This is a genomic window from Streptomyces venezuelae, from assembly GCF_008642355.1.
GTDB classification, from domain to species: Bacteria; Actinomycetota; Actinomycetes; order Streptomycetales; family Streptomycetaceae; genus Streptomyces; species Streptomyces venezuelae_B.
This window is the reverse complement of the sequence record NZ_CP029193.1, coordinates 6,477,014-6,498,425: the sequence shown is the minus strand read 5'-3', so window position 1 is coordinate 6,498,425 and position 21,412 is coordinate 6,477,014. Positions and strand designations below refer to the sequence as shown.

Genomic DNA, 21,412 nt, shown 5'->3' with positions numbered 1-21,412 from the left:
ACGGGTGTCTCTCCCTGCGCGAAGGCGCCGTTCCCCTTAACCTTCCCCGCATGGCTGCGGCTCAGGGACAACGGTCGGACGGCGCTGGCGAGATGGACGGTTCGGAGGGGAAGGTGGCGGATTCGGCTCCGTTGCCCTTCCGCGCGGCGGTCGACGCGCTGCGGGGGGCACGGCTGCGGCCGGAGATCGAGATCGACCCGACGCGGCCGCCGCAACGGCTCGCGCCGTACGCGTACGCGTTGGAGGCGGCGGTCGTGGAGGGCGAGGAGGACCTCGCCGACGGGCGGCTCGTCCTGCTCCACGATCCGGCGGGGCACGACGCGTGGCAGGGCACTTTCCGGCTCGTCACGCTCGTACGGGCGGAGCTCGAACCGGAGATGGCGGCGGACCCGCTGCTGCCGGAGGTCTGCTGGTCGTGGCTGACCGGCGCGCTCGGCGCGCGGGGGCTCTCGGCGGACGAGGCGAGCGGAACGGTGACGCGCGCCGGCTCGCACTACTTCGGGGGGCTCTCGGAGCGGCCGCCCGCCTCGCAGATCGAGATCCGGGCGTCGTGGACGCCCCGGGAGGGCGGTGGCGGGGTGCCGGACACGGGAGCGCATCTGGCGGCGTGGTGCGATCTGCTCTGCCAGGTCGCGGGGCTGCCGCCGGTGAGCCCCGGCGGGCCGGGCGGTCCGGGCGGGCCGGGTGGCTCGGGCTCGGGCGACGCCTCCGTGGTGTCCCTGCCGCAACGGCGGGGCCCGCTGTCCCACTGACGAACACCTACTCGACCATTCACCCCCTTCCCCGCGGCCCGCGCCGCGGGGTTCGTCTTGCCCCGGGGTTTGTCTCAGAAAGGGTCACTCGAACGTGGGCGTGTTCGGTTTGATCTTCGGATGATCGAGCGCGTGTCCGAATTGCCCGAATTATTGCTCACCAAAACGTGATCATTCCCTAAAGGCGACAGGGATTGCTGCCGAAGAGGTTTGTGACCTTGAAAGCACGGTTCGTCCCGGCTTCATCCCCGAGCCGGTCCCCTCCCGTCCCCCCATCCAGGAGGCCTGGTGTCCGTTCTCCTCGAGCAGCCCGCAAGCCTGGTCGCCTACCGCCCGAACAAGCCGACCGCCATGGTCGTCGTGGCCGACCCCCGCGTCCGTTCCACCGTCACCCGCCATCTGTGGGCCCTCGGTGTACGCGACGTCATCGAGGCCTCGTCCATCGCGGAGGCTCGTCCCCGCATCGGCAACCCCCGGGACATCTGCGTCGCTGATGTCCACCTCCCCGACGGCTCCGGCCTGACGCTCCTCTCCGAAACCCGTGCCGCGGGCTGGCCCAACGGCCTCGCCCTCTCCGCCGCCGACGACATCGGTGCCGTGCGCAACGCCCTCGCGGGCGGCGTCAAGGGCTACGTCGTCACCGGCACCCGTACGAACGTCGGACTCCCCACCCGCCCCGGCGCGGCCCCCATCGGTTCGGCCGCCGCCCGCATGCACCGTCGCCCTCCGGGCACCCCGAGCCACCCCGGCGGCTACCGAGAACTGTCGGGCCGTGAGGTCGAGGTGCTGCGCCTGGTCGCGGAGGGCCAGTCCAACAAGGCCATCGGCGTCTCGATGGGCCTGTCCGCCCTGACCGTGAAGAGCCACCTCGCCCGGATCGCGCGCAAGCTCGGCACGGGTGACCGGGCCGGGATGGTCGCGGTCGCGCTGCGCACCGGCATCATCCACTGACTGATTTACACCCCCCGAGCGCCCGTCGACGGAACGTTCCGTCGACGGGCGCTGTCCATACACAGATACCCTTGACAGGTGACCGACGCCCAAGAGACCGCAGCAGACAGCTCACTGCGAACCACCGGAGGCGCTCCTCCGGACGACGTCGAAACGGCGCCGACCCCGCTGCTCGAGCCCCGCGACGGCATTCCGCCGGTGATCGCCGACGAGGAGGCCCTCGCGGAGATGATCGCCGCGTACGCCGGTGGCACCGGACCGGTCGCCGTCGACGCCGAGCGCGCGTCCGGCTACCGGTACGGACAGCGGGCCTATCTCGTCCAGCTCCGCCGCGAGGGCGCGGGCACCGCGCTCATCGACCCCGTCGCCTGCCCCGACCTGTCCGGGCTCGGTGCAGCCATCGGCGACGCGGAGTGGGTCCTGCACGCGGCCACGCAGGACCTGCCGTGCCTGCGCGAAATAGGCATGGTCCCGTCCCGGATCTTCGACACGGAGCTCGCGGGGCGCCTCGCCGGGTTCCCGCGCGTGGGCCTCGGGGCGATGGTGGAGAGCGTCCTCGGCTACGTCCTGGAGAAGGGACACTCCGCGGTCGACTGGTCGACCCGCCCGCTCCCCGAACCCTGGCTTCGCTACGCGGCACTCGACGTGGAGCTCCTGGTGGACCTGCGGGACGCGCTGGAGAAGGAACTCGACCGGCAGGGCAAGCTGGAGTGGGCCCGCGAGGAGTTCGACGCCATCGCGTCGGCGCCGCCCGCGCCGCCCCGCAAGGACCCGTGGCGTCGCACGTCCGGCATGCACAAGGTGCGTCGTCGCCGTCAGATGGCGGTCGTACGAGAGCTCTGGACCGCCCGCGACAAGGTGGCCCAGCGGCGTGACGTGTCGCCCGGCAAGGTGCTCAGCGACGGGGCGATCGTGGAGGCGGCGCTCGGGCTGCCGCCGAACGTGCACGCGCTCGCGGCGCTGTCCGGGTTCGGGCACCGGATGGGGCGGCGCCAGCTGGAGCAGTGGCAGGCGGCGGTGGACCGCGCGAAGGCGCTCCCCGACGCGGACCTCCCCCAGCCGGGCCAGACCGTGACCGGTCCTCCGCCTCCCCGCTCCTGGGCGGACCGCGACCCGGCGGCGGCGGCGCGGCTCTCCGCCGCGCGCGCGGCGATCTCCTCCCTCGCGGAGCAGCTGAACATGCCCCAGGAGAACCTGATCACTCCGGACACGGTGCGGAGGGTGTGCTGGGAGCCGCCGGCGCGGGTCGACGAGGCGTCGGTGTCGGCTGCCCTCGCGTCCCACGGGGCGCGCGCCTGGCAGATCACGCAGGTGACCCCCGCACTGGTGACGGCCCTCGCCTGACCCCACGACCCGGCGGGCCAGGGACACCACTCCCTGCCCCGCCGCTCCGCGGCGAATCCCTCCCCCACCCACCACCCACCCGTGCACCGCGCCCCGCCCGGTGAACGAAGACCCGCACGCACGGGGGTGCGCGGGCGTCTCGTCCCGCCCCCGCCTGCAAGCCGACGCTCCGCGGCGGGACAGGGGCAGTCGCCGGGGCGTCACCCGCGGACCAGCGTCAGGCCAGGGGGACGGACGCGCCGGGTGCACGGGTGGGTGGGGCGGTGCGGAGGCGTGGGCAGCGTACGGGAACCCACGTAGCGGAGTGTGACCTTTGCCTCGCCGAGGTCGCCCTTGGCCACATAGTTACCGGCAAGTAGGGTGAGGAGAAGGAAGCGCGCCGCAGGCGTGGCGCAACCGCACCCTGGAGGAGAGCCATCGTGCCTCGTACCGTCAGGGACGTCGTCTTCGTGGACGGCGTCCGCACCCCGTTCGGCAAGGCGGGCCCGAAGGGCATCTACCACGAGACCCGTGCCGATGACCTCGTCGTGAAGGCCATCCGGGAGCTGCTGCGCCGCAACCCGGACCTCGACCCCGCCAAGATCGACGAGGTCGCCATCGCCGCGACCACGCAGATCGGCGACCAGGGTCTGACGATCGGCCGCACCGCCGGCATCCTCGCCGGGCTCCCGCAGTCCGTGCCGGGCTACTCCATCGACCGCATGTGCGCCGGCGCCCTGACCGCCGTGACGTCCGTCGCGGGCAGCGTCGCCTTCGGTGCGTACGACATCGCCGTCGCCGGCGGTGTCGAGCACATGGGCCGCCACCCCATGGGCGAGGGCGTCGACCCGAACCCGCGGTTCGTGAGCGAGAAGCTCGTCGACGAGTCCGCCCTGTTCATGGGCATGACCGCCGAGAACCTGCACGACCGGTACCCCACGATCACCAAGCTGCGCGCCGACGAGTACGCCGTGCGCTCGCAGGAGAAGGCCGCCAAGGCGTACGCCGACGGCAAGATCCAGGCCGACCTCGTGCCGATCTCCGTACGGCGCACGAACGAGGAGGCCGGTGAGACCGGGTGGGGTCTCGCCACCGCCGATGAGCCGATGCGTCCGGGGACGACCCTGGAGAGCCTCGCCGGGCTCAAGACGCCGTTCCGTACCCACGGCCGCGTCACCGCGGGCAACGCCGCCGGTCTCAACGACGGCGCCACCGCCTCCCTCATCGCGTCCGAGGACTTCGCGCGGGAGAACAACCTCCCCGTCAAGATGCGCCTCGTCTCGTACTCCTTCGCGGGCGTCGAGCCCGAGGTCATGGGTTACGGTCCGATCCCGGCGACCGAGAAGGCTCTCGCCCAGGCCGGGCTGTCGATCAGCGACATCGGTCTCTTCGAGATCAACGAGGCCTTCGCCGTGCAGGTGCTCGCCTTCCTGGAGCACTACGGCATCGCGGACGACGACGCCCGCGTGAACCAGTACGGCGGCGCCATCGCGTTCGGCCACCCGCTCGCCTCCTCCGGCGTACGCCTGATGACGCAGCTGGCGCGGCAGTTCGAGGAGCAGCCGGAGGTCCGCTACGGCCTCACGACCATGTGCGTCGGCTTCGGCATGGGCGCGACGGTCATCTGGGAGAACCCCCACCACAAGGACGCCGGAGGCGAAGCATGAGCACCACGACCACCGAGCTTCTGAAGGGTGCGGCCGAGCTGTTCCCCGACGAGGTCGTCACGCAGGCGCACGTGCGCCACCTCGACCTCCCCCACGGTGCCGGGCGCTTCGCGCTGATCACCCTCGACAACGGCTTCGACCACACGAAGCCGACCACCTTCGGACCGCAGTCCCTCGCCAACCTGAACACGGCGATCGACCAGGTCGAGAAGGAGGCGTCCGAGGGCGCGATCGTCGGCGTCGGCATCACCGGCAAGCCGTTCATCTTCGCCGTCGGCGCCGACCTCAAGGGCGTCGAGCTGCTGAAGAAGCACGACGACGCGCTCGCCATCGGCAAGGGCGGGCATGAAGTCTTCAAGAGGCTTTCCGGCCTCGCCGTGCCGACGTTCGCGTACTACAACGGTGCCGCGATGGGCGGTGGCGTCGAGGTCGGTCTGCACTGCTCGTACCGCACCGTCTCCAAGGCGCTGCCCGCGTTCTCGCTGCCCGAGGTCTTCCTCGGCCTGGTCCCGGGCTGGGGCGGCTGCGCGCTGCTGCCGAACCTGATCGGCGCCGACAAGGCCGTCTCGGTCATCATCGAGAACTCGTTGAACCAGAACCGCCAGCTCAAGGGCAAGCAGGTCTTCGAGCTCGGCATCGCCGACGCGATCTTCGAGGGCGCGGACTTCCTGGAGCAGTCGCTGCTCTGGACGGCGTCCGTCCTGAACGGCAAGACCGAGGTCGTGCGGCCGGAGATCGACCGCGGCGAGGGCTGGGACGCCGCCGTCGCGCGCGGCCGTGCCATCGCCGACTCCAAGGTGCACGGCGCCGCTCCGGCCGCCTACCGCGCCCTGGAGATCATCGAGGGCGCCAAGGACGGCGACCTGCAGAAGGGCTTCGACGCCGAGGACACCGCGCTCGCCGACCTCATCATGGGCGGTGAACTGCGCGCGGGCATCTACTCGTTCAACCTCGTGCAGAAGCGCGGCAAGCGGCCTGCCGGTGCCCCGGACAAGAGCCTGGCGCGTCCGGTCACCAAGGTCGGCGTCGTCGGCGCCGGTCTGATGGCCTCGCAGCTCGCGCTGCTCTTCCTTCGCCGCCTGGAGGTGCCGGTCGTGCTGACCGACATCGACCAGGAGCGTGTCGACAAGGGCGTGGGCTACGTCCACGAGGAGATCGACAAGCTGCTCCTCAAGGGCCGCATCAACCAGGACAAGTCGAACCGCCTCAAGGCGCTCGTCTCCGGTGTCCTGGACAAGGCCGAGGGCTTCTCCGACGCGGACTTCATCATCGAGGCCGTGTTCGAGGAGATCGGCGTCAAGCAGCAGGTGTTCGCCGAGGTCGAGGCCGTCGCCCCGGCGCACGCGATCCTCGCCACCAACACCTCCTCGCTGTCGGTCACCGAGATGGCGTCGAAGCTGAAGCACCCCGAGCGGGTCGTCGGCTTCCACTTCTTCAACCCGGTCGCGATCCTGCCGCTCCTGGAGATCGTGCGCGGCGAGCGGACGGACGACGCGTCGCTGGCCACCGCCTTCGGTGTCGCGAAGAAGCTGAAGAAGACCGCGGTGCTCGTGAAGGACGCCCCGGCGTTCGTCGTGAACCGCATCCTCACCCGCTTCATGGGCGAGATCCAGAACGTCATCGACGAGGGCACCCCGGTCGCCGTCGCCGAGAAGGCCGTCGAGCCGCTCGGTCTGCCGATGTCTCCGCTCGTGCTCCTGGAGCTGGTCGGTCCGGCCATCGGTCTGCACGTCTCCGAGACCCTGAACCGCGCCTTCCCGGAGCGCTTCACCGTCTCGCCGAACCTCGCGGCCGTCGTCAAGGCGGGCAAGCGCGGCTTCTACGTGTACGACAGCGGGAAGCCGGAGCTGGACCCCGAGGTCGCCGCGCTCCTGAAGCAGGGCGACAAGGTCCTGACCGAGGAGCAGGTGCGGGACCGCGTCCTCGACGCGGTGGCGCAGGAGATCGGTCTCATGCTCGACGAGGGCGTCGTCGCCGAGGCGCAGGACATCGACCTCTGCCTGATCACCGGCGCGGGCTGGCCCTTCCACCTGGGCGGCATCACGCCGTACCTGGACCGTGAGGGCGTCAGCGAGCGCGTGAACGGGAAGCGGTTCCTGGCGCAGGGCGTGGCGAGCGTACCGGCGTAACGCGGCAACGGAAGCGGGCCGTACGGGACAACTCCCGTACGGCCCGCTTCCGTTTGCTCAGACGCGGGCCCACGCCTCCAGCGCGAGCCCCGCCTCCGCCTTCTGACGGGCGATCCGCAGCGTCCCGTCGAGCCCGATCGCCGCCATGACCACACGCCCCCGCGCGTCGAGCGCCAGCGCGGGCGCGCCCAGGCAGGGTTCGCCGGTCTCGGCCCACCACAGCCCCGCCCCCTCGTCCTCCGTGGGGAACGCGGCGAGCGCGGGGCGGCCGGTGCTCGCGCGGTGGGCGAGGACCGTGCAGTCGTAGCCGTCTATGGTCGTGCGGACAGCCGCCGTCGGGCCGGTGCCGGGGATGCCGCCGAGGGGCAGCGCGGGGCCGCCGTCGGCCGGGCGGTGGGCGAGGACGCCGTCGCCGAGAGCGTCGGCCGCGTAGTACGTGAGACGGTCGGGGCCCGTTTCCAGGGCCGTGCCGGAGCCGGGCGCCGGGACGAGCGGCACGTCGTCGGCGCGCACCAGGTCACCGCCCCGCTTCTCCTGGGCCCAGCGCAGCGTGGCCTTGCCCGAGGGGGCGAGGACCTCGATGCGGCCCGTCGACGTGGCGACCGCGACCGTGCCGTCCAGGGTGTCGCGGACCTTGAAGTCCTTCCACCCCTCCCACTTGCCGCCCTTGCCCTCGCGCCGCATCCGGACGCTGCCCACCGCGTCCCGCACGAAGACGTGGACGGTGCCCGCGGTGTCGACGGCCGCGGCGGGCGCCCCGAGGTGCGGGGCGCGCTCGACGAGCTTGGTGTGCGGGTTGCCGAGCGAACGCCAGTCCATGAGGGGCCGCCCCGACTGGTACTGGATGGAGTGCACGACGTCGACGAGGGGTTTCCCTTCGGCGTCGCGGCGCTCGCGGCGGCCCAGGAAGTGCACGTATCCGTCGGTGCCCTGGGCGAGGGTGAGGTAGGTCAGGTCGGGTGCCTCGAAGAAGGCGGGGCCTTCCCAGTCGGGTCCGCCGGGCCGGGTCTCCGTCCAGCGCAGGAGGCCTCCTTCGGCGCGGGCGTAGGCGGTGAGGCGGCCGTCACGGCCGCGCAGCAGCCAGCGGGCGGTCTCCGGCGCACCGGTGCTGCTTGACCTCGACGGCATGACTCTGCGCCAATCCTTCCACGTTCACGGACGCACGGTGTTCCGCCCCTTAGTTTACGTTTGCCGTATGCGTACTCTCGTCGTCGTCGATGCCGCGAACGTGGTCGGATCCGTGCCCGACGGGTGGTGGCACGACCGCCGCGGGGCCGCCGAGCGGCTGCGGGACTCCCTCGTCCGGTACGCGGAGGAGGGCCTTCCCGGACATCCCGGCCCCCTTGAGGTCGTCCTGGTCGTGGAGGGCGCGGCGCGCGGTGTGGAGTCCGTGCCGGGCGTGCGCGTGGAGAGCGCGTCCGGCAGCGGCGACGACCGGATCGTGGAGGTGGCCGCGAGCGCCGCGGGCCGCCCCTGCCTGGTCGTCACGGCCGACCGCGAGCTGCGCCGCAGGGTGGGCGAGACGGGCGCGGAGTGCGCGGGCCCGCGCACCGTGCGCCCCTGAGCCGCGCCGGGCCGTCAACCGGACTCCCGCGCCACCCGTACGTACACCACCGCTCCCCCCGTCCGCAGCACCGGCTCGTACCCGACCGCGAGGAACCGTCGCAGGGCCGGGACGCGGTCCGGGGCGAACGGCTTGCCCCGTGAGTCGTCGACGACGACCGCCGGGGGGCGGCTGCGCAGTTCGTCGCGGAAGACCGGCCAGGCGCCGTCGACCGCGTACTTCTCCCCGACCTGGGGGCCGTTCCTGCCACCGCTGTAGTTGGTGAGCAGTCCGGCCGTGAGGTAGCGGCTGGCGGGTACGCGGTCGGCGAGCCAGTACGCCTCGGGGTGTATGCCCCAGAACAGCACGGGGTCGTCCGGCGCGGTGCGGTCCCTGACGGTCTCCGCGAGGCGTGTGGCGTGGGCCAGTTCGGGGCGGGGCGCCAGCAGCCCCCATCCGAGGAACACGGCGCACGCGCACCCGGAGACGACGAGCGCGCGGACCGTCCGTTCGCGCGGCAGGATCTGCAGGGCGGCCGTGCCCAACAGGGCGAGCGGCGGCATGAGCTGCAGGTAGTAGTGGCCGAAGAAGTGGAAGCCGAGGAGCACGGCGGCCACGGACGAGGCGAGCCAGAGCCAGAGCTCCGGCGCCCCGGTGCGGGCGATGCGCAGGACGCGTACCACGGGCGCGGCGATCCCCGTGCAGGCCGCGGCGAGGACCGCGGCGTTCACCAGGCCCCGCCCGAGGACGTGGAGCTCGGAGCCGGTGAAGGAGGCGTAGGCCCCCGAGCCCGTCACCGTCCAGAACACGAAGCCCGCGGGGGTCGTCAGGAGGGCGGCGGCGAGGACGGGCAGGCCGAGTCCGGCCGCGAGGCGTGCCGTGTCGCGGCGCCGCGCCCCGGCCCGCCACAGCAGCCAGCCGACCGGGAGGAGGACCGCTCCCCCGGTCTGCTTGGTGAGGAACGCGCAGGCCACCGCGGCGCCCGCGGCTGCCCAGCGGTGCCGGTCGGCGCACCACATGGCGGCGGCCGTGCACGGCAGCATGAAGACCTCGAACGCGGCGGCCTGGGTGTCCTCCGGGTTGAGGCCGATGGAGATCAGGAGGTACAGCACGCCGGTCGTGCGGCCCGCCGCGTCCCCCCAGCGGCGCCGGGCCAGCGAGACCAGGAGCACCGCCGTCAGGAGTTGCGCGGCGACGGCGAGCACCTTCAGCGGCAGCAGCGAGTCGTCGCCGAAGAGCGCGAAGGCGCCCGCGTACAGCCAGGGGACGAGCGGCGGCTTGCGGTCGACGACGGTGTCGTAGAGCGCGCCGCCGTGCGCCAGCATCTGCGCCTGCACGGCGAGGTACCCCTCGTCGGGGTTCCACAGCGGCCACCGGAAGGAGGGCAGCCGGGTCAGGCACGCGAGGGCGGCGAGCGGCGGCAGCAGGCGGGCCCAGTAGGCACCCGGGCGCCGGGCACCGCCTTCGGCGACGTGCTCCTTGCGCGGGCCCGGCACCCGGAGGTGGCGTACGGAGCGCGGTGACGCCGAGGGCGGCGCGACCATACGGGATGACTACCGTGCGTCGTTCGCGTGCGGGTCGCGCTGGTGCAGCCGGCTGTGCGAGCGCCCGTACACGAAGTAGATGACGACGCCGAGCACCATCCAGACGCCGAACCGCACCCAGGTCTCCGCGGGCAGGTTCAACATCAGCCAGAGCGACGCGAGGATCGAGAGGACGGGCACGAGCGGCACCATCGGGGTGCGGAAGGCGCGCGGCAGGTCGGGGCGCTGTTTGCGGAGCAGGATGACGCCGAGGGCGACCACGACGAAGGCGAAGAGAGTGCCGATGTTGACCAGTTCGGCCAGCTCGTCGATGGAGGTGAAACCGGCGACGACGGCGACGATCACGCCGAGCAGGACCGTGGAGCGGTAGGGGGTGCCGAACTTCGGGTGGACCTTGGAGAAGGTCTGCGGGAGCAGGCCGTCACGGCTCATCGCGAAGAACACGCGGGTCTGGCCGAGCAGCAGGATCATGCAGACGGAGGTGAGGCCGACGGCCGCGCCGAAGCTGATCACACCGGACCAGAAGGGGTGCCCGACGGCCTTGAAGGCGTCCGCGAGCGGTGCGTCCGTGGAGAGCTCGGTGTATTTCTGCATGCCGGTGACGACGACGGAGACGGCGACGTACAGGATCGTGCAGATGAGCAGCGAGCCGAGGATGCCGCGGGGCACGTCGCGCTGCGGGTTGCGGGTCTCCTCGGCGGCGGTCGCGACGATGTCGAAGCCGATGAACGCGAAGAAGACGACGGCCGCCGCGGTGAAGATGCCCATGACGCCGAAGTGCGAGGGTGTGAAGCCGAAGAGCAGCTGGACCAGCGGCGCGGTGATGCCGCCGCCGCCCTCGACGTGCTCGGTGGGCGGGACGAACGGGTCGTAGTTGGCGCCCGTGATGAGGAACGCGCCGACGATGATGACGAGGAGCACCACGGTCACCTTGACGGCGACGATGACGTTGGTGACCCGCGAGGAGAGCTTCATGCCGGCGACCAGGATGCCCGTGAGGACGAGCACGAGGACGGCGGCGAGCAGGTCGAAGCCGAACTGTCCCTCGTGTGTCCCGCTCAGCGCCTGCGGCAGGTGCATGCCCGCGGTGTCGAGGAGTGAGCGCAGGTAGCCGGACCAGCCGACCGCGACCACCGCGCAGCCGAGCGCCAGCTCCAGGATGAGGTCCCAGCCGATGATCCAGGCGGGGAATTCGCCGAGTGAGGCGTACGAGAAGGTGTACGCGGAGCCCGCGACCGGCACGGTCGAGGCGAATTCGGCGTAGCAGAGGGCCGCGAGGGCGCAGACGAGCCCGGCGACGACGAAGGCGAGGGCGACCGAGGGCCCCGCCGTCTCCTTGGCGATCTTTCCCGTCAGCACGAAGATGCCGGTGCCGATGATCACGCCGACGCCGAAGACCGTGAGGTCGAGGGCGGACAGCGACTTCTTGAGCGCGTGCTCCGGTTCCTCGGTGTCCTTGATGGACTGCTCGACGCTCTTCGTCCTGAAGAGGGTGCTGCTCACGGGCTACCTCCCACGCTTGTCGTCCCCGCCATGATCGAGAGGGCGGGTACCCCATAAGCGCCGGGACGGGCCCTTTCACGCGAATGGGCCGGTTCCACCACCCGTACAGGGTGATGGAACCGGCCCTTCGGCGGCGCGGGTCGACCTCAGTCGCGGGCGGGCTCCACGGAGTCCACGGCCGACGCGGTGTTCCGTTCGTACCTGCCGTCGAGCTTGGCGACCAGGCCCGTCACCTGACGGGAGATGTCCGGGGCGGTCAGGCCGATCTCGGCCATGATCTCCTTGCGGGACGCGTGGTCGAGGAAGCGCGGCGGGATGCCGAAGTCGCGCAGCGGCACGTCGACGCCCGCGTCGCGCAGGGCCTGCGCCACGGCCGAACCGACGCCGCCCGCGCGGGAGTTGTCCTCGACGGTGACGACGACGCGGTGCTGCTCGGCGAGGGGCGCCATCGCCTCGTCGACCGGCTTGACCCAGCGCGGGTCGACCACGGTCGTGGTGATGCCCTGCTTGTCCAGGAGGTCGGCGATCTCCAGGCACATCGGCGCGAGCGCGCCGACGGAGACGAGGAGGACGTCCGGCTTGTTCGTGCCCGCCTTGCGCAGCACGTCCATGCCGCCGACCTTGCCGACGGCCTTGACCGCCGGGCCGACCGCGCCCTTCGAATAGCGCACGACGGTCGGGGCGTCGTCGACCTCGACGGCCTCGCGCAGCTGGAGGCGGACCTGGTCGGCGTCGCGCGGCGCGGCGATCCGCAGGGACGGCACGCACTGCAGGATCGACATGTCCCACATGCCGTTGTGCGAGGCGCCGTCCGTGCCGGTGACGCCGGCCCGGTCCAGGACGAAGGTGACGCCGCACTTGTGCAGCGCCACGTCCATGAGGAGCTGGTCGAAGGCGCGGTTGAGGAACGTCGCGTACACCGCGAAGACGGGGTGCAGGCCGCCCGCGGCGAGGCCGGCGGCGGAGACGGCGGCGTGCTGCTCGGCGATGCCGACGTCGTAGACCCGGCCGGGGAATTCCTCGGCGAACTTCTTCAGGCCGACCGGCTGCAGCATGGCGGCGGTGATCGCGACGATGTCCTCGCGCTCGTGGCCGAGCTTGACCATCTCCTCGCCGAAGACGGAGGTCCAGTCCATGCCCGCGGCGGCGATGGGCAGGCCCGTGTCGGGGTGGATGGGGCCGATGCCGTGGAAGTGGTCGGCCTCGTCCTCCTCGGCGGGCTGGTAGCCGCGGCCCTTCTCGGTGAGGCAGTGCACGATGACGGGGCCGCCGAAGCGCTTGGCGCGCTGCAGGGCGGACTCCAGGGCCTCGATGTCGTGGCCGTCGATCGGGCCGACGTACTTCAGGCCGAGGTCCTCGAACATGCCCTGCGGGGCGATGAAGTCCTTCAGGCCCTTCTTCGCGCCGTGGAGGGTTTCGTAGAGCGGCTTGCCGACGACCGGCGTGCGCTCCAGGATGTCCTTCCCGCGGGCCAGGAAGCGCTCGTAGCCGTCGGTGGTGCGCAGCGTCGCCAGGTGGTTGGCGAGCCCACCGATCGTCGGGGCGTAGGACCGCTCGTTGTCGTTGACGACGATGACCAGGGGGCGGTCCTTGGCGGCGGCGATGTTGTTCAGCGCCTCCCAGGCCATGCCGCCGGTCAGCGCGCCGTCGCCGATGACGGCGACGACGTGGTCGTCCTTGCCGCGGACCTCGTTGGCCTTGGCGAGGCCGTCGGCCCAGCCGAGGACGGTGGAGGCGTGGCTGTTCTCGATCACGTCGTGGTCGGACTCGGCGCGCGAGGGGTAGCCGGACAGGCCGCCCTTGCTGCGCAGCTTCGTGAAGTCCTGGCGGCCGGTGAGCAGCTTGTGCACGTAGCTCTGGTGGCCGGTGTCGAAGAGGACCTTGTCCTGCGGGGACTCGAAGACGCGGTGCAGGGCGATGGTGAGCTCGACCACGCCGAGGTTCGGCCCGAGGTGGCCGCCGGTCTTGGCGACGGCATCGACGAGGAAGCTGCGGATCTCTCCGGCCAGCTGGTTCAGCTCCTCCGGGCTGAGACGGTCCAGATCGCGCGGTCCCGTGATGCGGGTCAGCAGCGGCACCCGTGCCTCCTTGCAGTAGAGCTGAGATGTGCTGTTCGAGCGTTGCCGGGTCTGTCGAGTCTAATGTTCCGCCGCCGAGGCACGCGTCCGGGAGGGGTTTTCCCCGTCACACGAACAGACGCACCACTACAGGACAAAAGTTCCCGTAGCGGTGCGTCCGGTGGGTGACTCAGGCGCGACCCGCGCTCTTCTGCGTGCGGCGCGAGACGGAGTCGATGACCACCGCGGCGAGGAGGACCGCGCCGGTGATCATGTACTGGATCTCGCTGGCCATGCCGAGCATGTTCAGACCCTGCTGGATGGACTGGATGACCAGCATGCCGAGCAGCGCGGACCACACCTTGCCGCGGCCGCCGAAGAGGCTCGTGCCGCCGATGACCGCCGCCGCGATCACCATCATCAGCGTGTTGCCGCCGCCCAGGCTCTTCGTGGCGCCGCCCGAGAGGCTGGCGATGAAGAGGCCGCCGAAGGCGGCGAGCATGCCGGAGATGCCGAAGACGATGATCCGGACGCGGTCCACGTTGATGCCCGCGCGCCGCGCGGCCTCCGCGTTGCCGCCGACCGCGAAGACCTGGCGGCCGAAGGTGGTGCGCCGGGCCACGAAGTCCGCGATCACCAGGACGGCGAGGAAGAGCACCAGGGCCAGCGGCAGGCCGCGGGCGCCCTCCGGCTCGTTCAGCTCGTACGCCGCGCCGCCCGCGAGGACGGCCACGACGACCGTGCGCAGGACGATCTCGCTGACGGGCCGGGCGGGGAGGCCGGCGGTCTTGCGGCGCTTGCTGTCGAGGAGCAGGGAGCCCGCGTACGCGATGATCGCGACGGCCGCGAGCCCGTACGCCGCGCCCTTCTCCGCGAAGAAGTGGCCGGTGAGGTCCTCGACGACACTGCCCTCGGGCGTGTTGATGCTGCCCTCGCCGCCCATCAGCCAGATCTGCAGACCGCTCCAGCCGAGGAAGCCGGCGAGGGTGACCACGAAGGCGGGCACGCCGATCTTGGCGAAAAAGAAGCCGTGCAGGCAGCCGATGACCAGGCCGGACAGGATGGCGATGAGGACCGAGAGCCAGTCGTTCAGCTCGTGTGTGACGCTCAGCACGGCCCACACGGCCGCGCCCATGCCCGCCACCGAACCGACGGAGAGGTCGATCTCGCCGAGGAGCAGGACGAAGACGATGCCGACGGCCATGATGCCGAGGCCGGAGGTGAAGACGGCGATGTTCGCGAGGCTGCTCGCGTCCAGGAAGTGCTCGTTCTTCAGCTGGAAGATGATCGCGATGACGATCAGGCCGACGACGACGGGCAGCGAGCCGAGCTCACCGCCGCGCATCTTGCGCTTGAACTCGGTCCAGTAGCCGGCCAGGCCCTCCTCGCGGACGAGGAGGCGCGGGTCGACCGCGGCGGACGGCGTGGCCGAGGGTTCCGCCTCGGGCGAGGCGTCGGCGGGGGCCTTGGGGGTCTTGGCGAGGTCGCTCACTTCGCGTCCTCCTTCGTCACCGTGGCCGTACGCGCCTTGCGGCGGGTCACGGCGTTGTCCGTGGCGCCGGTGATGGCGGCGATGATCTCTTCGTTGGTGGTGTCGGCGACGGTGAAGGTGCCGTTGTTGCGGCCGAGCCGCAACACCGCGACGCGGTCGGCGACGGCCTTCACGTCGGCCATGTTGTGGCTGATGAGGATCACTCCGTGGCCGCGCTCGCGCAGCCGCTCGACCAGGTCGAGGACCTGAGCGGTCTGCTCGACGCCGAGCGCCGCGGTCGGCTCGTCGAGGATGACGACCTTGGGGTCGCCGACCAGCGCGCGGGCGATGGCGACGACCTGGCGCTGGCCGCCGGAGAGCGCCGCGACCGGGATGCGGACGCTGGGGATGCGGATGGAGAGGGTGTCGAGGAGCTCCTTGGCCCGCTTCTCCATCTTGATCTCGTCGAGGACGGAGGCCGTCTTCAGTTCGCTGCCGAGGAACAGGTTGGCGACGACGTCGAGGTTGTCGCAGAGGGCCAGGTCCTGGTAGACGGTGGCCACGCCGAGGTTCTGGGCGTCGTGCGGGCGTCCGATGCGGACCGCCTTGCCCTCCCACTCGATGGTCCCGTCGTCGATCGGGTGAACGCCCGAGATCGTCTTGACGAGAGTGGACTTGCCGGCGCCGTTGTCGCCGACGAGGGCGACCACCTCACCGGTGTGGATCTCGAGGTCTACGTCCGTGAGCGCCTGGACGGCGCCGAACCGCTTGGAGACCCCGCGCAACGCCAGCACGGGCGTAGCGGACACGTGAATCATCTCCTTCGCCGCCTGACCGGCGGGGAATGGTGGTGCGTCAAGGGCAGGTCGGGTGCCCGCCCCCCGTTTGCGGGGCGGTGTGCCGGGGCGGGCACCTGACCGGTACTGGAAGCCGTTCCGTACGGGGCCGGGGTGGGCCGGGAGGGGGCCGGGAAGCGCTCTCACGCCGCCCGTGGGCCTCGTCTCGTACGAACGGATTTACCGCAGGCGGGAGTTACTTGATACCCGCGGCGTCGCACGCCTTCTTGTACTGGGCGGTGCAGATCTCGCTGACCTTGTAGACCTTGTCCTTGACGATGGTGTCCGCGACCTCGTCCTTGGTGATCGCCTGCGCGTCGTAGAGCTTGGCCGGGATGCCCTTGAAGTCACCGCTGAGCGAGTCGACCTTGCGGTCGGTGATCGCGTCGATGTCCTTGCCCTTGAGCAGGCGGACGGCGATCTCGGCGGTGGTCTCGGCCTCCGGCTTGATCTGCTTGTAGATCGTGTAGTCCTGGTCGCCGCTCAGCATGCGCTGCACGCCCGCGAGTTCGGCGTCCTGGCCGCCGACCGGGACCTTGATGCCGCGCTGCTTGAGCGCGGTGATCACGCCGCCCGCCATGCCGTCGTTGGCCGCGTAGACGCCCTGGATGCCGTCCTTGCCGAGCTTGTCGATCGCGGAGGCCATCTTGCGGTTCGCCTCGTCCGGCGACCAGTCCGGGATGTCCTGCTCGTAGACGATCTTCTTGACCTTCTTGTCGAGCACCGAGTGGGCGCCCTTCTTGAAGAAGGGGGCGTTCGGGTCGGTCGGCGAGCCGTTGATCATGACGACGTTGGCGTCCTTGGCGTCGGAGCCGAGCGCCTTGACCATGGCCCCGCCCTGCAGGCGGCCGATCTTCTCGTTGTCGTACGAGACGTAGGCGGCGAGCGGGCCCTCGGCGAGGCGGTCGTACGCGACGACCTTCACGCCCTGCTTGTCGGCCTGCTTGACCCAGGACTTGGTCGACTTGTAGTCCACCGCGTCCAGGATGATGACCTTGACGCCCTGGGTGACGAGCGCGTCGAACTGCTTCTTCTGGGTCTCGATGTCCTGGGCCGCGTTGTTGTACTTGACCTTGCAGTCCGAGCAGAGCTCTTCGATCTTGTCCTCCATGAAAGGACGGTCGAAGGTCTCGTAGCGCGTGGTCTTGTTCTCGGGGAGCAGCAGACCGATGGTCTTGTCGTCGCCGCCGCTGCCCTTGTCGTCGTCGCCTGCCTTGCCGCATGCGGTCATGGCGAGTGCCATCGAAACCGCGGCCGTGCCTATGACGACGCGACGCGTCATTGCGTTCATGGTGGGGTGCCTCCCTGACGAGGCCGCGTCGTTGCGGCCGAGGTGGCTCGAAGTCAACTCGGCCGCCACACCAGCGTCAAGGAGTAAATCCTTAACGAGATGACAACGGTGCCATGCGTTATCTAAGTGAAGGCAGGTGCACTCGCGGGCATCGATCCGTCCAAAAGGGTTGAATCCCCCATCTCGCTGAGTGCGAGGGCCAGCGCGCCGAGCACTTCGGCGCGGCCGCCGAGCGCCCCGGGCAGCACGGACAGCTGCCGCGCCGCGCTGGGGATCGCGTACCGCCCGACCGACTCCCTGATCGGTGCGAGCACCAGCTCGCCCGCCTCGGCGAGGTCGCCGCCGAGCACGACACGGGAGGGGTTGAGGAGGTTGCAGAGGTTGGCGACGCCGCTGCCGATGTGCCGCCCGACGTCGGCGATCACGCGTCGGCATCCCGGGTCCCCCTCGCGCGCGAGGCCGACGACGCGCTCCATGGTGAGGTCGGTGCCGTGGCTGGAGGTGAGCAGCGGCAGGACGTAGCGGGCGGCGGTGAAGGTCTCCAGGCAGCCGCGGTTGCCGCAGCGGCAGACGGGGCCCGACTCGTCGAGCGTGATGTGCCCGATCTCCCCCGCGGTGCCGCCGGGCCCGCGGTAGATCCGCCCGCTGATCACGAGGCCCGCGCCGACGCCGCTGGCGACCTTGATGTACGCGAGGTCCTTGACGCCCCGGCCGCTGCCCCAGACGAGCTCACCGAGCGCGCCGAGGTTCGCGTCGTTGTCGACGTGCACGGGGACGCCGAGGCGGCCACCGAGCTCCTCGGCGGGCTTGGTGCCGGTCCAGCCCGGCAGGATCGACGTCGAGCCGAGGGTGCCGGACTCCACGTCGATGGGTCCCGGCACGCCGAGCCCGACGCCCGCGATCTTCGTACGGTCCACTCCGGTGGCCTCGATCAGCCTGCTGACGAGCTGCTCGGCCCGGTCGAAGCCCTGCGCGGCGGACGCGTCGACGTCCAGCGGCTCGGACTCCTCGGCGAGGACCTGGTGGGCGAGGTTGCCGACGGCGACGCGCAGGTGCGTGTGGCCGAAGTCGACGCCGATGACGATGCCCGCGTCACCGCTGAGCGAGACGCTGCGGGCCCTCCTGCCGCCCGCCGAGGTGGGCGTGACCTCGACCGTGCCACCGTCCTTGAGCTCGCGGACGATGTTGGAGACCGTCGCGGCCGACAGGCCCGTCGTCCTCGCGATCTCGGCCTGCGTGAGCGACCCGGCGAGGCGCACGGCGCGCACGACCCGCTCCAGATTGGCCCGGTGCAGAGACGACTGCGACCCCGGAGTCTCCATTGACTCTCACCCTTTGCCCTCATTCGGGCGGCCCGTGGCCCCCCGTGACGCCGGTCTCGGAAACGGGTACCGGGCCATGTACAAGTTGTGAACTCCAAACTCCGCTGAAGGAGCTGTCGCAGTCAAGTCGTTGAGGGAAATCGAGACCGTCAGCGCGTGAACTCAGCGGACGCCTCGGAGTCGGTGGTGAGGGGCGCCGCCGGCACGTCCCGGGGAGCCCGCTCCGGCTCCCGCTCCGGCGTCTTGCCGCGCATGCGCGCCACCGCCACGCCGGACAGGCAGAGGAGGCCGCCGAGGAGGGCGAGCCGGCCGGGCACCTCGCCGAGGAACAGCCACGACATGAGGATGACGAGCACCGGCACGGCGTACGTGGTCGAGCCCATCTTCCCCGCGGTGCTGCGGGAGATGGCGTACGCCCAAGTACTGAACGCGAGAGCCGTCGGGAACACACCCAGATACACCACTTGCAGCGTCGCCGACATCGGCGCCCGCTCCGCCTCGGACACGAACTGCCCGGCGAACGGCGAACACGCCACCGCTCCGGTGAGCGCACCGAACGTCGTCACCTGAAGGGGTGTCGCGTGCTTCAGTGTCGGCTTCTGCAGCACCACACCGACGGCGTACACGACGGCGGCGACGAGGCACAGCAGCACGCCGAGGACGGAGGAGGCGCCCCCGCCGGAGGTGGCGAATCCGACCACCACCGCACCGGCGAAGGACACCGCCATACCCGCCATCAGCTTCGGCGGGAAGCCCTCCTTGAGCAGCCAGCCGCCGAGGAGGGCCATCAGGATCGGCCCGACGTTGACGATCATGGAGGCGGTACCGGCGTCCACCTCCCGCTCGCCCCAGTTGAGCGCGACCATGTACGCGCCGAACCACAGGGCGCCCGAGGTCACGATGCCGGGCCACGCCTCGCGCGGCGGGAACCCCTCGCGCCTGACCAGCAGGATGGCGCCCAGGACGAGGGAGGCGACGACAAGGCGGCCGAAGGCGAGGGCGCCGGGGCCGAAGTGCTCGCCGGAGCTGCGGATCGAGATGAACGACGACGCCCAGAGCACGACCGTGACGGTGGCCGCGGCGAGGACGCGTCCGCCGATCTGTCCGCCGCTCTTGTCCTGCTGCCCGGAGGCGCCCCCCGCCGCGGTGGTTCCCACTTGCCGCCTCACGATCGGATGATCCTATGGTCCGACTACTTTACGGATCCCGCCGTGAGCCCCGACACCACGTGCCGTTCGATGATCGCGAACAGCACGATGACCGGGACGATCGCGACCACGGACGCCGCGAACAGGTAGTTCCACTGCACCGTGTAGTTGCCGATGAAGTTGCTGATGCCGACCGTCAGCGGCTGCTTCTCGGGCTCGGTGGTGAGGGTCAGGCCCATCACGAACTCGTTCCAGGACGTGATGAACGTGAAGATCACCGCCGTCACGACGCCGGGCAGCGCCAGCGGCAGCGTCACCTTGATCATGGCGCCGAAGCGGCTGGTGCCGTCCACCATGGCGGCCTCCTCCAGCTCCGCGGGGATGGAGCTGATGTACGCCGTCAGGATCCACACCGCGAAGGCGAGGTTGAACGCCGCGTTGGTGAGGATCAGCGTCCAGACCGAGTTGAGCATGTCGAGCTGGTGGAACTCGCGGTACAGGCCGACCAGGAGCGCCGTGGGCTGGAACATCTGGGTGACCAGGACCAGGAGCAGGAAGACCTTGCGGCCGCGGTACCGCATGCGCGCCGTGTAGTACGCGGCGGGCAGCGAGACGAGCAGGACGAGCAGCGTGGCGCCGCCCGCGACGAGCAGGGTGACCTGGAGGTTCTGGCCGAGCTCGGACTCCTTCCAGACGTCGATGAAGTTGGCCCACTCCAGGTCCTTGGGCAGGTAGGTGCGGTCCCGCAGTTCGTCCTTGGGGCGGAGCGCGGTGACGATCATCTCCAGGTACGGCGCGAGGAAGACCGCGGCGAGGAGCCACGCGCAGGCCGTGATGACCAGGGTGCGGGGCCGGAAGGCGCGCTTGGGTGTGCGGCCCTTCTTCGGCGCGGGGCGGGTCGCCGTCGCGGTGGCCATCAGTCCTCCTCGTTCCACCGGCTGACCTTCAGGAAGATCAGCACGAGCACCACGACCATCAGGAAGTTGACGACCGACATGGCCGCGGACTCACCGATGTCGGTCTCCTTCAGCTTGTACATGAACACCATCGACGTGGAGGTGTCGTAGCCCGGACCGCCCTGGGTCATGGCCCAGATGATCGGGAAGGAGTTGAAGACGTTGATGAGGTTGATGACGACGCCGACGAGGAAGGCGGGCCGCAGCATCGGCAGCGTGATGTGCCGATAGGTCTGCCAGGGGCCCGCGCCGTCGATGCGTGACGCCTCGTACACGTCCTGCGGGATGGTCTGCAGACCGGCGAGGAGCGTGTACGTGGTGAAGGGCAGCGACACGAAGACGGCGACGCCCATCATCCACGGCCAGGCGGTCTCCGGCTTGCCCAGCCAGTCCTTGGAGCTGTCGATGAGCCCCAGGTCGAGCATGAGCGTGTTGAGGACGCCCGCGGTCTGGTTGAGCATCCACTTGAAGCCGATGGCCGTCATCAGGACGGACGCGGCCCACGGGGCGATGAGGGCCCAGCGGGCGTAGCGGCGGCCGGGGAACTTCTGGTTGAACAGCTGGGCGAGGGCCAGCGAGAACAGCATCGTGACGGTGACGACGACGACCGTCCACACCACCGTCCAGAGGAGGACGGCGCTGAAGTCGCTCTCCTCGAAGAGCTTCTTGAACTTGTCGGTCCCGGCGCTGCCGCGCACCTTGCCGGAGATGGAGATGTTGAGGAACGAGGTGCGGATCAGCTCGACGACGGGCCAGACGACCACGGCGAGGATCAGCAGGATGACGGGCGCTATCCAGGGCAGCGGACCGAGCCGGGCCAGGCCGCTGCGGCGGCTCACCGGCCTGGGTGCGCGCCCGCCCCGCCCCCGGCCGGTGTCGGCCGGGGGCGAAGGGGCTTTGAGCGACACGAGAACTCCTT

At 70.7% G+C, this 21,412-nt stretch carries 17 protein-coding genes; 6 read left to right on the top strand and 11 right to left on the bottom strand.

All coding sequences use genetic code 11. The annotated features are described in order from the left end of the window. The first annotated feature begins 50 nt into the window (after nucleotides 1-50). From DEJ47_RS29800 to DEJ47_RS29780, 5 genes are all read left to right on the top strand, one after another. The gene (locus tag DEJ47_RS29800; RefSeq protein ID WP_150173406.1) at nucleotides 51-752 is read left to right on the top strand and encodes a DUF3000 domain-containing protein; all 702 of its coding nucleotides are present in this window, start codon (nucleotides 51-53) and stop codon (nucleotides 750-752) included. A gap of 288 nt (nucleotides 753-1,040) precedes the next feature. After that, nucleotides 1,041-1,703 (top strand): response regulator transcription factor, encoded by a 663-nt coding sequence (locus tag DEJ47_RS29795; RefSeq protein WP_016643199.1) that lies wholly within the window; start codon nucleotides 1,041-1,043, stop codon nucleotides 1,701-1,703. Between the two features lie 78 nt (nucleotides 1,704-1,781). Further along, on the top strand, nucleotides 1,782-3,047 hold the full coding sequence (locus DEJ47_RS29790; protein ID WP_150173404.1) for a ribonuclease D: 1,266 nt from the start codon (nucleotides 1,782-1,784) through the stop codon (nucleotides 3,045-3,047). A gap of 419 nt (nucleotides 3,048-3,466) precedes the next feature. After that, entirely contained in the window at nucleotides 3,467-4,693 is a 1,227-nt protein-coding gene (locus DEJ47_RS29785) for a thiolase family protein (protein ID WP_150173402.1), read from the top strand. Next, nucleotides 4,690-6,822 (top strand): 3-hydroxyacyl-CoA dehydrogenase NAD-binding domain-containing protein, encoded by a 2,133-nt coding sequence (locus DEJ47_RS29780; RefSeq protein WP_150173400.1) that lies wholly within the window; start codon nucleotides 4,690-4,692, stop codon nucleotides 6,820-6,822. The genes DEJ47_RS29785 and DEJ47_RS29780 overlap by 4 nt, the downstream gene beginning before the upstream one ends. A gap of 57 nt (nucleotides 6,823-6,879) precedes the next feature. Here DEJ47_RS29780 and DEJ47_RS29775 read toward each other — a convergent pair whose 3' ends face one another. Next, on the bottom strand, nucleotides 6,880-7,950 hold the full coding sequence (locus tag DEJ47_RS29775; protein WP_150173398.1) for a hypothetical protein: 1,071 nt from the start codon (nucleotides 7,948-7,950) through the stop codon (nucleotides 6,880-6,882). 67 nt (nucleotides 7,951-8,017) lie between these two features. On the opposite strand from DEJ47_RS29775, the gene DEJ47_RS29770 reads away from it, so the two are divergent. Beyond that, entirely contained in the window at nucleotides 8,018-8,386 is a 369-nt protein-coding gene (locus DEJ47_RS29770) for an NTP pyrophosphohydrolase (protein ID WP_150173396.1), read from the top strand. Nucleotides 8,387-8,400: 14 nt separating this feature from the next. Here DEJ47_RS29770 and DEJ47_RS29765 read toward each other — a convergent pair whose 3' ends face one another. The 10 genes from DEJ47_RS29765 to DEJ47_RS29720 form a co-directional block, all read right to left on the bottom strand. Beyond that, nucleotides 8,401-9,909: an ArnT family glycosyltransferase gene (locus tag DEJ47_RS29765; RefSeq protein ID WP_150173394.1), complete on the bottom strand. Its 1,509-nt coding sequence runs from the start codon at nucleotides 9,907-9,909 to the stop codon at nucleotides 8,401-8,403. 9 nt (nucleotides 9,910-9,918) lie between these two features. Further along, nucleotides 9,919-11,412, bottom strand: coding sequence for an amino acid permease (locus tag DEJ47_RS29760; protein WP_150173392.1), 1,494 nt, complete (start codon nucleotides 11,410-11,412; stop codon nucleotides 9,919-9,921). Between the two features lie 146 nt (nucleotides 11,413-11,558). Beyond that, a complete protein-coding gene (dxs, locus tag DEJ47_RS29755; protein ID WP_150173390.1) occupies nucleotides 11,559-13,490 on the bottom strand; it encodes a 1-deoxy-D-xylulose-5-phosphate synthase in 1,932 nt (643 codons plus the stop codon). A 169-nt stretch (nucleotides 13,491-13,659) separates the two neighbouring features. Beyond that, nucleotides 13,660-14,961 (bottom strand): sugar ABC transporter permease, encoded by a 1,302-nt coding sequence (locus tag DEJ47_RS29750; protein ID WP_150173387.1) that lies wholly within the window; start codon nucleotides 14,959-14,961, stop codon nucleotides 13,660-13,662. Next, nucleotides 14,958-15,758 carry an ATP-binding cassette domain-containing protein gene (locus tag DEJ47_RS29745; protein ID WP_150173385.1) on the bottom strand — a complete coding sequence of 267 codons (801 nt, stop codon included), beginning with the start codon at nucleotides 15,756-15,758 and terminating at the stop codon, nucleotides 14,958-14,960. The genes DEJ47_RS29750 and DEJ47_RS29745 overlap by 4 nt, the downstream gene beginning before the upstream one ends. A 214-nt stretch (nucleotides 15,759-15,972) precedes the next feature. Then, nucleotides 15,973-17,067: a substrate-binding domain-containing protein gene (locus DEJ47_RS29740; protein ID WP_398336941.1), complete on the bottom strand. Its 1,095-nt coding sequence runs from the start codon at nucleotides 17,065-17,067 to the stop codon at nucleotides 15,973-15,975. Nucleotides 17,068-17,189: 122 nt separating this feature from the next. Continuing rightward, complete coding sequence (locus DEJ47_RS29735) at nucleotides 17,190-18,389, bottom strand: ROK family transcriptional regulator (RefSeq protein WP_150173383.1); 1,200 nt, start codon at nucleotides 18,387-18,389, stop codon at nucleotides 17,190-17,192. A gap of 149 nt (nucleotides 18,390-18,538) precedes the next feature. Next, complete coding sequence (locus DEJ47_RS29730; RefSeq protein WP_150175939.1) at nucleotides 18,539-19,489, bottom strand: DMT family transporter; 951 nt, start codon at nucleotides 19,487-19,489, stop codon at nucleotides 18,539-18,541. A gap of 92 nt (nucleotides 19,490-19,581) precedes the next feature. Next, nucleotides 19,582-20,454 (bottom strand): carbohydrate ABC transporter permease, encoded by an 873-nt coding sequence (locus tag DEJ47_RS29725; RefSeq protein ID WP_150173381.1) that lies wholly within the window; start codon nucleotides 20,452-20,454, stop codon nucleotides 19,582-19,584. Continuing rightward, nucleotides 20,454-21,401: a carbohydrate ABC transporter permease gene (locus tag DEJ47_RS29720; protein WP_150173380.1), complete on the bottom strand. Its 948-nt coding sequence runs from the start codon at nucleotides 21,399-21,401 to the stop codon at nucleotides 20,454-20,456. Before DEJ47_RS29720 ends, DEJ47_RS29725 begins: the two co-directional genes overlap by 1 nt. Nucleotides 21,402-21,412: the final 11 nt, after the last annotated feature.

Bases quoted from the DNA above. Each gene is read 5' to 3' on its own strand.
- DEJ47_RS29770 (WP_150173396.1), top strand. From the start codon at position 8,018: ATGCGTACTCTCGTCGTCGTCGATGCCGCGAACGTGGTCGGATCCGTG.
- DEJ47_RS29800 (WP_150173406.1), top strand. From the start codon at position 51: ATGGCTGCGGCTCAGGGACAACGGTCGGACGGCGCTGGCGAGATGGAC.
- DEJ47_RS29780 (WP_150173400.1), top strand. From the start codon at position 4,690: ATGAGCACCACGACCACCGAGCTTCTGAAGGGTGCGGCCGAGCTGTTC.
- DEJ47_RS29725 (WP_150173381.1), bottom strand. From the start codon at position 20,454: ATGGCCACCGCGACGGCGACCCGCCCCGCGCCGAAGAAGGGCCGCACA.
- DEJ47_RS29765 (WP_150173394.1), bottom strand. From the start codon at position 9,909: ATGGTCGCGCCGCCCTCGGCGTCACCGCGCTCCGTACGCCACCTCCGG.
- DEJ47_RS29740 (WP_398336941.1), bottom strand. From the start codon at position 17,067: ATGAACGCAATGACGCGTCGCGTCGTCATAGGCACGGCCGCGGTTTCG.
- DEJ47_RS29735 (WP_150173383.1), bottom strand. From the start codon at position 18,389: ATGGAGACTCCGGGGTCGCAGTCGTCTCTGCACCGGGCCAATCTGGAG.
- DEJ47_RS29775 (WP_150173398.1), bottom strand. From the start codon at position 7,950: ATGCCGTCGAGGTCAAGCAGCACCGGTGCGCCGGAGACCGCCCGCTGG.
- DEJ47_RS29745 (WP_150173385.1), bottom strand. From the start codon at position 15,758: ATGATTCACGTGTCCGCTACGCCCGTGCTGGCGTTGCGCGGGGTCTCC.